The following is a 12,573-nucleotide window of genomic DNA, read 5'->3' as shown; positions in this document are numbered from 1 at the left end:
GCCCCCCCAGCGGTCCGCCCGCCCCACGCGCTCAGCCCACGCGCTCAGCCTGCGCCGCGGACGGCCCGGCAGGGTGTGCCGGGGCGCCGGTAGGCGGATGACATGCCGTTTTGCGGGAACCCGGGCCCCACGAAAGGCGATGTCACAGCACGACCGGCTGAGGGCGAGCGATGGTTCTGGGACTCCTCACACGCACAGTCACACGTCCGGCGGCCGCCGCGGCCGGACTGGTCGCGGCCGGGCCCCGGCTGCTCGCCAGGGGCGCCGCTCCCGCGGTGGGAGCCGCAGCGGGGGCCGTGGCAGGGACCGCCCGGGCCGGCGTACGGGGCGCCGACTCCGCGGCGCGCGTCGCACGGGTCGCCCGCGACACGCTGCCCGGCCGCCCGCACCCCTGGCGGTCCGGCACCCGGACCCACCTCGCGCTGCGGCCCGAGGCGCCGGAGCGCGTACGGCGGGCGGGCGGGACGGAGCGCGCGGCGCACCGGGTCGCGGCGGCGCTGGCGGAGCGGCCCGACGTGGCCCTCGCGTACTGGGACGGCGGACTGCAAAGGCTGGTGGTGACCGCCGTCGAGGACGCGGTCAGCGATCGCGTGGTGGAGAAGGCGTCCGAGATCGCGGCCCGGCACGGTCTGGCCCAGATGGACGAGGCGGTGGACGACATCGTGCACCCGGCCGACCCCGCCGGAGTACGGGCCGCCGCCGCGACGCTCGCCGCCGACGGGATCGGCATCGCGACCGCGTTCATCGGATACGGCCTGCGCCTGCCGTCCTCACCGCGGGCGGTGACCGCGCTGGTGACGCTGGCGCGGGAGAACCCGCGCTTCCGCGGCTGGCTGCGCGCCAGGATCGGCCGCTCCCGCATGGACATGCTGCTGGCCGCCGCGAACGCGGCCGCCCACGGTGTCGGCCGGACCCCGACCGCCCTGCTGCTCGACGGAGCGCTGCGCGCGCTCCAGCTGGCGGAGACGGTGGCCCGGGTGGCCGCGTTCGACAGGGTCCACGACGAGGTCTGTGTGCCGGAGCGGGGCAGCGTGGCCGGGGATGACCGCGCACGCCCGCCGCTGCGCACCTCCCCGGCCCAGGAGTACGCCGCGCACGCCGAGACCGGCAGCCTGGTGGGCGCGCTGGCCACGCTGCTGGTCAAGCACGACGGCACCGAGGCGGCGGAAGCAGTGCTCGCGGGCTCTCCCAAGGCCGCGCGCTATGGACCCGCCGCCTTCCACGCCGTACTGAGCTCCGCGCTGTCCCGCACGGGCGTCCTGGTGCGCGACACCGAACGGCTGCGGCAGTTGGAGATGGCCGACACGGTCGTCCTGCATCCGAGCGCGCTGCGCACTCCCGGCGCGGGCGCGGACCCGTGGACGGAGGAGGTGCTGGACGCGGCGCGGCGCGCGGGCCTGCGGGTCGTGATGGTGGACGACCCCGCCCTGGCCGATTTCACGAGCCTCGCCGACCAGGTGGTGCGCGACGAGCGGTCGCTGAGCGATGTGGTGAGCGGGTTGCGCGGCGAGGACCACGGCGTCGTCGTCACGGTCGCCCGGCCGGGGCCGGACGACGAGGACGTACTCGCCGGGCTGCTCGCCGGTGACGTGGCCGTCGCCCTCACCGACCGGGACGGGGCCGTCATCTGGGGCGCGGACGTACTCGCCCTGCACGGTCTGGCCGATGTGTGGCGGCTGCTGCGGGCGGCACCGGCCGCGCGCGGCGTCGGCAGCAGGTCGCAGACCCTGGCCCGGTCCGGTGCCGCCCTGTCCGGGCTGCTGGTGGCCATCGGCAAGTCCCGGCGCGGGCGTCCCACGCCCTGGCCCGGGCTGCGGCACACGCCGGTCGACGTGAGCGCGGCCTGGGCCCTGCTGACCGGCGTGCGCAGCGCCCTCGGGGTGGCGGTCGCCCGCGCCCCGCACCCGCGTCCGCGCGTGGCCTGGCACGAACTGGAGCACACCGAGGTCCGGGACCGGCTGGAACACGAACAGGGCCCCGAACAGACCGTGGCCGAGCAGGCCACCGGCCGCGTGCGCAAGACGGTCCGCACGATGGGCCGGCAGCGCGTGTTCGCGCCGGTGAGCGGGCCGCTGCGGCTCGCCCGGGCCGTACGCGGCGAACTCGACGACCCCCTCACCCCGGTGCTGGCCGTCGGCTCGGCCGCCGAGGCGATCCTCGGCTCCGTCGTGGACGCCCTGCTGGTCATCGGCGCGCTCGATCTGAACGCGCTGGTCGGCGGCGTCCAGCGGATGCGGGCCGAGCGGGCGCTGTCCGGGCTGGTGGCGAAGCAGAAACAGCAGGCACGCGTCACGACCGAGGAGCCGGAGCCCGAGCCCGAGCCGCACCTCGTGGACGCCGCCCAGCTCCGGCCGGGCGACCTGATCGAGCTCCGGGCGGACGATGTGGTGCCCGCCGACGCCCGTCTGCTGTGGGAGGACGGCCTGGAGGTGGACGAGTCCGCGCTGACCGGGGAGTCCCTGGCCGCCGACAAGGCGACCGACCCGACGCCGGACGCGGCCGTGCCGGACCGCCGCTGCATGGTGTTCGAGGGCACGACCGTGGTGGCCGGGCAGGCCCGGGCCGTCGTGGTGGACACCGGGGACCGGACGGAGGCCGCCCGGGCCGTGGCCCTCGCCTCCCGCAAGCCGCCGTCCGCCGGAGTCCAGGCCAGGCTGCGGGAACTCACCGACAAGGCCCTGCCGTTGACCCTGGCGGGCGGCGCCGGAGTGACCGCTCTGTCGCTGCTGCGCGGCACGCCGATCCGCCGGTCGGTGAGCGGCGGCGTGGCGGTGGCCGTGGCCGCCGTCCCCGAGGGGCTGCCGCTGGTGGCGACCGTGGCGCAGCTCGCGGCCGCCCGCCGGCTGAGCCGCCGTGGAGTCCTCGTCCGGGCACCGCGCACCCTGGAGGCGCTCGGCCGGATGGACACCATCTGCTTCGACAAGACCGGCACCCTCACCGAGAACCGGTTGCGCCTGGTGCGCGTGACCGACGCCGACGGCACGGTCCGCAAGCCGGACGAGGGCGATGCCACCCTGCGCGTCGCGGCCCGCGCCTGCCCGCACCTCAACGGCGGCTCCGACCGGCCCGTGCACGCCACCGACGAGGCCGTCCTCGACGCCGCGGGCCACGACCCGGAGTGGACCCAGACCGAGGGCCTGCCCTTCGAGGCCGGCCGCGGTTACGCCGCCGCCGTCGGCCGGGCCGAGGACGACACCCCCGTCCTCGTGGTCAAGGGCGCCCCCGAGACGGTGCTGCCCGCCTGCGCCGACCTGCCGTCGTCGGCCTCGGAGACGGCGCAGCAGCTGGCCGGCGACGGACTGCGCGTCCTGGCGGTGGCCCGGCGCCCCCTGGACGCGGCGGACGAGGCGGCGGACGTCCTGGAGCAGCCCCTGGAGGAGCTGGAGTTCACCGGTCTGCTGGCCCTCGCCGACGTCCCGCGCGAGACGTCCACGGCCCTCGTCGAAGGCCTGCGCAAGGCGGGCGTACGACCCGTCATGCTGACCGGCGACCACCCGCAGACCGCCCGCGCGATCGCCGCGGAACTGGGCTGGCCCGAGGACACCGGTGTGGTCACGGGCGACGAGCTGGCGTCCGCGGACCGGGAGGAACGCGCCCGGATGCTGCGTGACATGGGTGTCGTGGCCCGGGTCGCGCCCGAGCAGAAACTCCAGGTCATCGAGGCGCTCAGGGACGCCGACCGGGTGGTCGGCATGGTCGGCGACGGAGCCAACGACGCCGCGGCCATCCGCGCCGCCGACATCGGCGTCGGCATCAGTGCCCGGGGCTCTGCGGCCGCCCGCAACGCGGCCGACCTCGTCCTCACCGACGCCGACCTCACGGTCCTCATCGAGGCCGTGGCCGAGGGCCGCGCCCTGTGGCACAGCGTCGCCGACGCCATCGCCATGCTCATCGGCGGCAACGCGGGCGAGGTCGGCTTCGGCCTCCTCGGCACCCTCCTGTCGGGCGCGTCGCCCCTGTCCACCCGCCAGATGCTGCTGGTGAACCTGTTCACGGACCTGTTCCCGGCCATGGCGGTGGCGGTGACGCCGAAGGAGCCGGAGGCGGAGGCGCCGGACGCGAAGCAGGGCCACGCGAGCACAGACGGTGGTGAGCCTGCCCCGGCCGGCCCCGAAGGCACCGAACCCCTCGGCACCTCACTCCTCGGAGCCCCCCTCATCCGCAAGATCCGGCACCGCGCCCTGACCACCACGCTGGGCGCCACGTCCGCCTGGCTGTTCGGCCGCTTCACCCCGGGCACCGCCCGCCGCTCCACCACGATGGCCCTGTGCGCCGTGGTCGGCACACAGCTCGCCCAGACGCTGGCGGACCGCCGGGGCAGCCCACTGGTCCGCGTCACCGCCCTGGGCTCCGCAGCCGTCCTCTTCGTCCTGGTCGAGACCCCTGGCCTCAGCAACCTCTTCGGCTGCACCCCGCTCGGCCCGATCGCCTGGACGGGCGTCGCCGCCTCGATCGCGCTGGCGGTGGCCGGCCAGCGAGCCCTGCCCAGTCTGGAGCGCATCGTGCTCCAGCACCTGCCGGCCGACCTTCGCTGAGGTGCTCAGACGGACCGGTGGTACTGGTCCGGCACGTGCACGTCCCCGCCCAGCTCCCGTGCCGCGTGCCGTGCCCACGACGGGCTGCGCAGCAGCTCGCGGCCGAGCAGGACGGCGTCCGCCTCGCCGTTCGCGATGATCTTCTCGGCCTGTTCGGCGTCGGTGATCAGCCCCACCGCGGCGACCGGCAGCGAGGTCTCGGCCTTCACCCGCGCGGCGAACGGCACTTGGTAGCCGGGACCGACGGGGATGCGGGCAGCGGAGGCGTTGCCGCCGGTGGAGACGTCGAGCAGGTCGATGCCGTGGGCCTGGAGGTCGGCGGCGAAGCGGACCGTGTCGTCGGCGGTCCAGCCGTCCTCCTCCAGCCAGTCGGTCGCCGAGATGCGGAACAACAGCGGCTTGTCGTGCGGCCACACCTCCCGTACGGCGTCCACGACCTGGAGCGCGAAACGGGTGCGGTTCTCGTACGAGCCGCCGTACTCGTCGGTGCGGTGGTTGGAGTACGGGGAGAGGAACTCGTTGATCAGATAGCCGTGGGCGCCGTGGATCTCGGCGACCTCGAAGCCGGCCGCGAGGGCCCGGCGCGCGGCGTCCGCGAACTGACCCACGATCTCCTGGATCTCGGCGACCGTCAGCTCACTCGGCACCGGGTGCCCGTCGGCGAACGCGACCGGGCTCGGCGCCACCGGCTGCCACCCGTGCGCGTCCGGCCCCACCGGGGCACCGCCCCGCCAGGGCCGGTCGGTCGACGCCTTGCGGCCGGCGTGGGCCAGCTGGATCGCCGGCACGGTGCCCTGCGACACCAGGAAGCGCGTGATCCGGCGGAATGCCTCGACCTGGGTGTCGTTCCAGATGCCCAGGTCGTACGGGGAGATCCGGCCCTCGGGGCCGACCCCCGTGGCCTCGACGATGATCAGCCCCGTGCCGCCGGCCGCGCGGGCCGCGTAGTGCGCGAAGTGCCAGTCGTTGGGGGCGCCCATGTCGGGGCCCTCCGGCGCGGCCGAGTACTGGCACATCGGGGGCATCCACACCCGGTTCGGGATCGTCACATCGCGCAGGGTGTAGGTCTCGAAGAGCGCACTCACGGCTCACTCCATTCGTCACGGGGACCAGCGGTTCGACTCGTACGATAGGCATCGTAGTACGGGAAGTGTCAAACTACGAGGGTTCTCGTACAATGAGGGAAGTCGAGTGAAGTGGAGCCGCCGTGACCAGCCCCGCTGTCAGCAGCCGAGACCTCCCGCACCCCGCGCGCGAGGAGATCCGCCTGGAAGGCGTGCTGCACGCGCTCTCCGACCCGATGCGGCTGCAGATCGTGCGAGAGCTCGCCGCCGTCGGCGACGAGCTCTCCTGTTCGCACTTCGACCTGCCCGTGACCAAGTCCACCACCACGCATCACTTCCGGGTGCTGCGCGAGAGCGGTGTGCTCCAGCAGGTCTACCGGGGCACGGCCAAGATGAACGGCCTGCGCAAGGACGACCTAGACGGCCTCTTCCCGGGGCTTCTCGACTGTCTCCTCGACGCCGCCGCCCGGCAGGCCGCCCGCGTCGACGGCGCTTGAACCGGCCTTCGTGGGCAGGTGGTTGAAGAGCAGGTTCAGCACGATCGCCGTCAGGCAGCCCGCGCTGATCCCGCTGTTCATCACCGTCTGGAACCAGTCCGGGAACTTCGCGTAGACCGTCGGCACACCGACCGGCAGCACACCCATGGCCACGGAAACGGCCACCACCGTCAGGTTGTTGTTGCCCTTGAAGTCCACCTGGGCGAGGGTCCTCAGGCCGCTCGCCGCCACCGTCCCGAACATCACCAGACCCGCACCGCCCAGCACCGGCGCCGGTATCGCCGCCACCACCGCGCCCAGCTTCGGCAGCAGGCCGAGCAGTACGAGAATGCCGCCCGCGGTCGCGACCACCCAGCGGCTGCGCACGCGGGTCATGCCGACGAGCCCCACGTTCTGCGCGTACGCCGTGTACGGGAAGGTGTTGAAGATGCCGCCCAGCACGGTCGACAGGCCGTCGGCGCGCAGGCCGTCCGAGAGGGAGCGCGGCTCCACCTTGCGGTCCGTCATCTCACCGACCGCGATCAGGTCACCGGTCGTCTCGGTCATCGTCACCAGCGCCACCACCAGCATCGACACGATCGCCGAGAACTCGAAGGTGGGCGCCCCGAAGTGGAACGGCGTGCTGATCCCCACCCAGTCCGCGTCCCCGACCCCGCTGAAGTCGGTGAACCCGAACGGCACCGCCACCGCGAGCCCGACCACGATGCCGATCAGCACGGCGATCCGGCTCAGGAACACCGGCGCGAACCGCTGCACGCCGAGCACCACCGCGAGCACGAACGCGGCCAGCGCGAGGTTCTTCGGCTCCCCGAAGTCGGGTGAACCGACGCCGCCCGCCGCCCAGTTGCCCGCGACCGGCAGCAGCGAGAGGCCGATGATCAGGATCACGGTGCCCGTGACGAGCGGGGGGAAGAATCGCAGGAGCCTGCCGAAGACCGGCGCCAGCAGCACGATCGCGAGCCCCGCGACGATCACCGAGCCGTAGATCGCGGGCAGTCCGCCGCCCGTCGTCCCGATCAGCACCATCGGCGACACGGCGGCGAACGTACAGCCCTGCATGATCGGCAGCCGTACGCCGAACCGCCAGAAGCCGATGCATTGGATGAGGGTCGCGATGCCGCACACCAGTAGGTCGGCGGTGATCAGGTACGCCAGATCGGCGGGGGACAGTTTCATCGCGCCGCCGACGATCAGGGGTACGGCGACCGCGCCCGCGTACATCGCGAGTACATGTTGGAGGCCGAAGGCGGCCAACTGGCGTTTGGGCGGGATCTCGTCGACGGGGTGCGCGGGTGCGGTTGCTGTCATGGGCGAGACCGTAGACTCCTTGAACAGATTGTTGATTTCGCGGGTGTTGCTGATGCGTTTCTCGCTACGGGGCGCTCTCGTGCGCGGCGGTCATGAGTGACTGCCAGTCGGGGAGCTTCACCACACCCCTGCCCAGCGAAGCCCCAAGCTCCGCCTCCGCCCGTTCGATGGCGCACCAGCCTCCCCACTCGACCGGCTCGATGCCCTCGGTGCGCAGTGCCGTGAGCGGGTCCTCGGGCAGTTCCTTCCCTACGAGCACGGAGGCGTCCTCCAGCAGTGACGTCACCGTCTCCTTCGCGCACGGGCGGTTGGTGCCGATCACCCCCGTCGGGCCCCGCTTGATCCAGCCCGCCACGTACTCGCCCGGCGCCACCGCGCCCTCGCGCAGCACGCGGCCGGCGAGATGCGGCACCGTGCCGGTCGCCGGGTCGAACGGCAGTCCCTCCAGCGGCACGCCGCGATAGCCCACCGAACGCAGCACCAGTTGCGCCTCGATGTCCACGTACCGGCCCGTGCCGGTGACACCGCCCTGTCCGTCCGGCGCCGTCCGCTCGAAGCGCACCGCGCCCACGCGCCCCTCGTCGGCGAGGAGTTCGACGGGGCGCAGGAAGAAGCGCAGCCGGATGTGGTGGCCGGCGTCCTGTGCGGGGGACTCGGCCCAGCCGCGCAGCACCTCCACGTTGCGGCGCTGCGGGGCGGGCAGTCCGGCGGGGTCGGCGTAGGACGGATCCAGCGCCAGCTCTGCCGGATCCACGGTCACTTCCGTGTCGGGCAGGGTGCCCAGCTCCCGCAGCTCCTTGGTGGTGAAGCGGGCCTGCGAGGGGCCGCGCCGCCCCACCATGCTGATGTCCGTCACCCGGCTCGCGGCGAGGGCGGTGAGCGCCGCCTGCGGCATGTCGGTGGGGCTCAGCTCGGCCGTGCCCCGCGCCAGCATCCGCGTGACGTCCACCGCGACGTTCCCGACGCCGATGACCACCGCCGAGCGCGCGCCGAGGACGAAGCCGTCGTCGACGGCGTCCGGGTGGGCGCTGTACCAGGACACGAACTCCGTCGCCGACCAGCTGCCCGGCAGGTCCTCGCCGGGAATCCCGAGGTGCCGGTCGGTGGCGGCGCCCACGCAGTACACGACCGCGTGGTACAGGCCCCGGAGCCGCTCGATCGGCATCCCGTCCGGTCCGACCTGGATGCCGCCGAGGAAGCGCACCCGCTCGTGCTCCAGGACCGTGCGCAGGTTGTTCTGGAGGGACTTGATCTTCTCGTGGTCCGGCGCCACCCCGTAGCGCACCAGGCCGTACGGGCACGGCAGCCGGTCCAGGACGTCGACGAGCACGTCCGGATCCTGCTGTACGAGGCCCTGAGCGGTGTAGCACCCGCTCGGGCCGGAACCGACGACGGCGACACGCAGCACGGCGGAACTCCTTGTCCGAGGCACCTGCGGGGATCTTCGGGGATCTTCAGGAGTCGCTCTCGAGTCCAGCATCGCACCGCGGCCGCTCCGCTGACAGGGTGCTGTGCGCCGTACGGGAAGCGTGTTCGTTCGTATGGAATGTGATCATGAGGTTACGTTGCGTGTGTGCTGGAAGCATCCTTTCTTAATCTTTCCGATCGTTCTGCGACGGACGGTGCCGTGTCCGTGTGGCCCGCGTGGGAAGTGCGGGACGGTGCCGGTGCCACGGCGTGGTTCGAGGTCCGGCTGGAGTTCGGCGACGGCGCACACGTGGACGCGCTCGCGGTGGTCGCCGAGGGCTGCGTCTCCATCGAGGACGTACGGGCCGAGCCGGCGCTGTCCCTCGACGACCTGACGGCGCTCGCCGACTGGATCGAGGCTCCGCTCTTCGACGCGTGCGGGATCGGGACCGAACCCGATCGCGAGGACCTCGGACCGAGCCCGGATCGGACGGCCTGGCCGGGAGGTGTCGAGGGGCAGTGGCTCGTCGCCCAGAAATATCGCGCGGCGCAGGAGGAGGGGACCGACCCCGTCCTCGCGGTGATGAGCGCGACGGGGCACGGTCGCCGCAAGTCGCTACGGCTGATCGGCCAGGCGCGCGACGCGGGCTTCCTGACGCGGCGGCGAGCCCGCCGCTGAGTACCGCCTCGGCGGCGGACGGTACCGACCGGGTCCGTCAGAGCATGTCCCGCATCCGCGTGATCTCGCTCGTCTGCTGGGCGACCACCTCGTCGGCCATCTCCTCGACCGCGATGTTGTTGCCCTGCCTCTTCACGTCCGTGGCCATGGTGATCGCGCCTTCGTGATGGGTGATCATCAGCGTGAGGAAGAGCTCGTCGAACGCCGCTCCCCGCGCGGCGCGCAGCTTGGCCAGCTGTGCCTCGGTCGCCATGCCGGGCATCGCGGCGTGCTGGTGGCCGTCGCCCTTGCCGGCCTTCTCGGCCTTGCCGTGCTTCTTAAGCCAGCCCTTCATGGCGTTGATCTCCGGGCCCTGCGCGGCGGCGATCCGCCCGGCGAGGGCCTTGACCTTCGCCGACTCGGCGCGGTCCGGGGCGAGTTCGGTCATCTTCAGGGCCTGGGCGTGGTGCTCGATCATCATCCGTGCGTAGGCGACGTCCGCCGAGTTGGGGGAGTCGTCCTCGGCCCGCTGCCGCGCGGCCTCCTCGGCGGACAGCATCCGGTTCGCCTCGCCGGGCTTGCCCGGCGCGATCACCGAAGGCCCGCTCTGTGCGGCCGACTTGGGGTCGGAATCGGAGTCACAGCCTCCGAGCGCGAGCACGGCCAGGGCGGCCAGTGAGGCCGTAGCGAAGCGGACCCGGCGGAGGGGCGCCTTCGTTACATGTTCATGACCTGCCCTTGAAATGTGCATGCCGACGACCATACTCGGGCGTGCGCGAACCGTTCCAGTGCGAACGGCACAAGGGAGGAAAAAACAGTGATCCTGTTCAGCAATCCCCGAACTCGGCGCAGACGCCTGGCAGTTGCCTCTGCCGCCGCCGGACTCCTCGCCGCGCTGCTCACCGCGCAGCCGGCCGCCGCGACCCCCGACCCGGGGGACGGCCCCGTCACCGAGCAGGAGGTCTCCGAGAGAACCCGGGCCGAAGTGCGGGAGGCTCTCGCGGACGGCGAGATACCCGGTCAGGACGAGATCGTCCACTCCGACAACATCAAGCACCTGGCCAACATCCCCAAGGACGTGCTGACCGGCACCAATTCGGACCTCGCCTTCCAGGGCAAGTACGCCTTCGCCGGCAACTACGACGGCTTCCGCATCTTCGACATCAGCAACCCGACGGCGCCGAAGACGGTCGCGCAGGTCCTGTGCCCCGGCTCGCAGAACGACGTCTCCGTCTCCGGCAACCTGCTGTTCCTGTCCACCGACTCCTCGCGCAGCGACAGCAGTTGCAACAGCACCACACAGCCCCCGACCGAGAAGTCCTCGTGGGAGGGCATGAAGGTCTTCGACATCAGCGACAAGTCCAACCCGCAGTACGTCGCCGCCGTCGAGACCGCCTGCGGCTCGCACACCCACACGCTGGTGCCCGAGGGCAAGAACGTCTACGTCTACGTCTCCTCGTACTCGCCGAACGCCACCTACCCGGACTGCCAGCCACCGCACGACGGCATCTCGGTGATCAAGGTGCCGCGCAAGGCCCCCGAGAAGGCGGCTGTCGTGGGCTTCCCGGTGCTCTTCCCCGGTGAGGGGCCCGACGGCGGCGGCAACCCGGGTGCGCCCACCAACCCCGGCGTCTCGAAGACCACCGGCTGCCACGACATCACCGTGCTGCCGTCGAAGGACCTGGCCGCGGGCGCCTGCATGGGCGACGGCATCCTGTTCTCCATCGCCGACCCGGAGCACCCGAAGGTCATCGACCGGGTCCAGGACAATGTCAACTTCGCGTTCTGGCACTCGGCGACCTTCAACCAAAAGGCGAACAAGGTCGTCTTCACCGACGAACTCGGCGGCGGCAGCGCGGCCACCTGCAACGCGAAGATCGGCCCGGACCGCGGTGCCGACGGCATCTACGACGTCGTCGGCAAGGGAGACAAGCGCAAGCTCGTCTTCCGCACCTACTTCAAGATCCCCCGCCACCAGGCGGACACCGAGAACTGCGTCGCCCACAACGGCTCGCTGATCCCGGTCAAGGGCAAGGACCTCATGGTCCAGGCCTGGTACCAGGGCGGCATCTCCGTCTGGGACTTCACCGATTCGGCCAACCCGAAGGAGATCGCCTACTTCGACCGGGGCCCGGTCAGCACCGAGACCATCAGGTCGGGTGGCTCGTGGTCGGCGTACTACTACAACGGCTACATCTACTCGAACGAGATCGCCAGGGGCTTCGACGTCCTGAAGATCGACGACCGGCGCACGGACCCGGCCCGCTGGGTCAGGATGCATGAGCTCAACGTCCAGACCCAGCCGGACTACTTCGACTGACGGTCCGGGCCACCGGGGACGGCCCCGGTGGCGAAGTACCGCGACAGATCCATGTCGCACGTCCCGCCGGGCCCGGCCTCCGAGTCCGGCGGGACTCCCCTCTCCCACTCCAGCCGGTAGCGCTTGAACAACTCGGCCCGCAGCACCGGCACGGACATCGGCACCCCGGGCACCAGTGCCGCGTAGACCGCCCCCATGAGCAGGGCGCGGAGCATCGGGTAGTCGGCGTCGACGTCCAGCGAGCCGTACCGTACGCAGGTGTCCCGCAGCAGCTCGGCCAGGCGCCGCTGCTCCGGGCACTGCACGAAACCCTCGGCCTGCAGGATCCCCGCCATGTGCTGGCGCATCAGCACGGGCCGGTCCCGGGCCAGGCCCAGGATCGCGTCGATGGCCCGGGCCATCCGCTCCCGGCCGTCCTCGGTGCGTGGCTCGCGCTCCAGCGCCTCCTCCAGCGTGCGGTGCATCAGCCGGTGCACGGCCGACTGCACCAGCTGGCGCTTGCCGGGGAAGTAGTACGACACCAGGCCGCGCGCCGAGCCCGCTCTGTCCGTGATGTCGCCCAGCGTGGTGGCCTCGTAGCCGCGCTCGCCGACCAGCTCCACCGCCGCCTGCAGGAGCCGCTCCCGGGAACGCCGCCGCAACTCTTCATTGACCGAGGCGCTGCGCGGGGACATGCTGGAACTCCTGCGTTGACTGGCTATCAGCCAACTATACTCAGCGGGTCCGGCCCGGCCTCGAAACGGCCTGGTCGGGGTTGCCGTCTGCCCTGGGCGACGCGGGGGAT

9 protein-coding genes are annotated in these 12,573 nt (G+C 72.3%); 4 read left to right on the top strand and 5 right to left on the bottom strand.

Annotation, left to right across the window (positions count from 1 at the left end; all coding sequences use genetic code 11):
* The first annotated feature begins 170 nt into the window (after window positions 1-170).
* Window positions 171-4,535 carry a cation-translocating P-type ATPase gene (locus PBV52_RS03950; protein ID WP_274236865.1) on the top strand — a complete coding sequence of 1,455 codons (4,365 nt, stop codon included), beginning with the start codon at window positions 171-173 and terminating at the stop codon, window positions 4,533-4,535.
* Window positions 4,536-4,540: 5 nt separating this feature from the next.
* On the opposite strand, the gene PBV52_RS03945 is transcribed toward PBV52_RS03950, so the two are convergent.
* Window positions 4,541-5,620, bottom strand: a complete 1,080-nt coding sequence (locus PBV52_RS03945; protein ID WP_274236864.1) for an NADH:flavin oxidoreductase/NADH oxidase — start codon at window positions 5,618-5,620, stop codon at window positions 4,541-4,543.
* A 122-nt stretch (window positions 5,621-5,742) separates the two neighbouring features.
* Here PBV52_RS03945 and PBV52_RS03940 point away from each other — a divergent pair, with 122 nt between their 5' ends.
* Window positions 5,743-6,096, top strand: coding sequence for a helix-turn-helix transcriptional regulator (locus PBV52_RS03940; RefSeq protein WP_274236863.1), 354 nt, complete (start codon window positions 5,743-5,745; stop codon window positions 6,094-6,096).
* Here the strand turns inward: PBV52_RS03940 and PBV52_RS03935 are convergent.
* Window positions 6,016-7,404 (bottom strand): nucleobase:cation symporter-2 family protein, encoded by a 1,389-nt coding sequence (locus PBV52_RS03935; RefSeq protein WP_274236861.1) that lies wholly within the window; start codon window positions 7,402-7,404, stop codon window positions 6,016-6,018. The genes PBV52_RS03940 and PBV52_RS03935 overlap by 81 nt on opposite strands.
* A gap of 64 nt (window positions 7,405-7,468) precedes the next feature.
* Window positions 7,469-8,812 (bottom strand): FAD-dependent oxidoreductase, encoded by a 1,344-nt coding sequence (locus PBV52_RS03930; protein WP_274236860.1) that lies wholly within the window; start codon window positions 8,810-8,812, stop codon window positions 7,469-7,471.
* Between the two features lie 219 nt (window positions 8,813-9,031).
* Between PBV52_RS03930 and PBV52_RS03925 the strand changes: the two genes are divergently transcribed.
* Window positions 9,032-9,490, top strand: coding sequence for a DUF6214 family protein (locus tag PBV52_RS03925; RefSeq protein WP_274236859.1), 459 nt, complete (start codon window positions 9,032-9,034; stop codon window positions 9,488-9,490).
* Between the two features lie 37 nt (window positions 9,491-9,527).
* Here the strand turns inward: PBV52_RS03925 and PBV52_RS03920 are convergent, their stop codons facing one another.
* A complete protein-coding gene (locus PBV52_RS03920; protein ID WP_274236858.1) occupies window positions 9,528-10,220 on the bottom strand; it encodes a DUF305 domain-containing protein in 693 nt (230 codons plus the stop codon).
* 66 nt (window positions 10,221-10,286) lie between these two features.
* Here PBV52_RS03920 and PBV52_RS03915 point away from each other — a divergent pair, with 66 nt between their 5' ends.
* The gene (locus tag PBV52_RS03915; RefSeq protein WP_274236857.1) at window positions 10,287-11,789 is read left to right on the top strand and encodes an LVIVD repeat-containing protein; all 1,503 of its coding nucleotides are present in this window, start codon (window positions 10,287-10,289) and stop codon (window positions 11,787-11,789) included.
* Here the strand turns inward: PBV52_RS03915 and PBV52_RS03910 are convergent.
* The gene (locus PBV52_RS03910; protein ID WP_274236856.1) at window positions 11,777-12,463 is read right to left on the bottom strand and encodes a TetR/AcrR family transcriptional regulator; all 687 of its coding nucleotides are present in this window, start codon (window positions 12,461-12,463) and stop codon (window positions 11,777-11,779) included. The two genes, PBV52_RS03915 and PBV52_RS03910, sit on opposite strands and share 13 nt — an antisense overlap.
* Window positions 12,464-12,573: the final 110 nt, after the last annotated feature.

This window comes from Streptomyces sp. T12 (genome assembly GCF_028736035.1).
GTDB lineage: Bacteria > Actinomycetota > Actinomycetes > Streptomycetales > Streptomycetaceae > Streptomyces.
Note: the sequence above shows the minus strand (reverse complement) of the source record. Positions and strands in the feature narration are given on the sequence as shown.

Excerpts from the sequence above, each read along its gene's own strand:
- PBV52_RS03950 (WP_274236865.1), top strand. The coding sequence starts at position 171 with ATGGTTCTGGGACTCCTCACACGCACAGTCACACGTCCGGCGGCCGCC.
- PBV52_RS03935 (WP_274236861.1), bottom strand. The coding sequence starts at position 7,404 with ATGACAGCAACCGCACCCGCGCACCCCGTCGACGAGATCCCGCCCAAA.
- PBV52_RS03920 (WP_274236858.1), bottom strand. The coding sequence starts at position 10,220 with ATGCACATTTCAAGGGCAGGTCATGAACATGTAACGAAGGCGCCCCTC.
- PBV52_RS03910 (WP_274236856.1), bottom strand. The coding sequence starts at position 12,463 with ATGTCCCCGCGCAGCGCCTCGGTCAATGAAGAGTTGCGGCGGCGTTCC.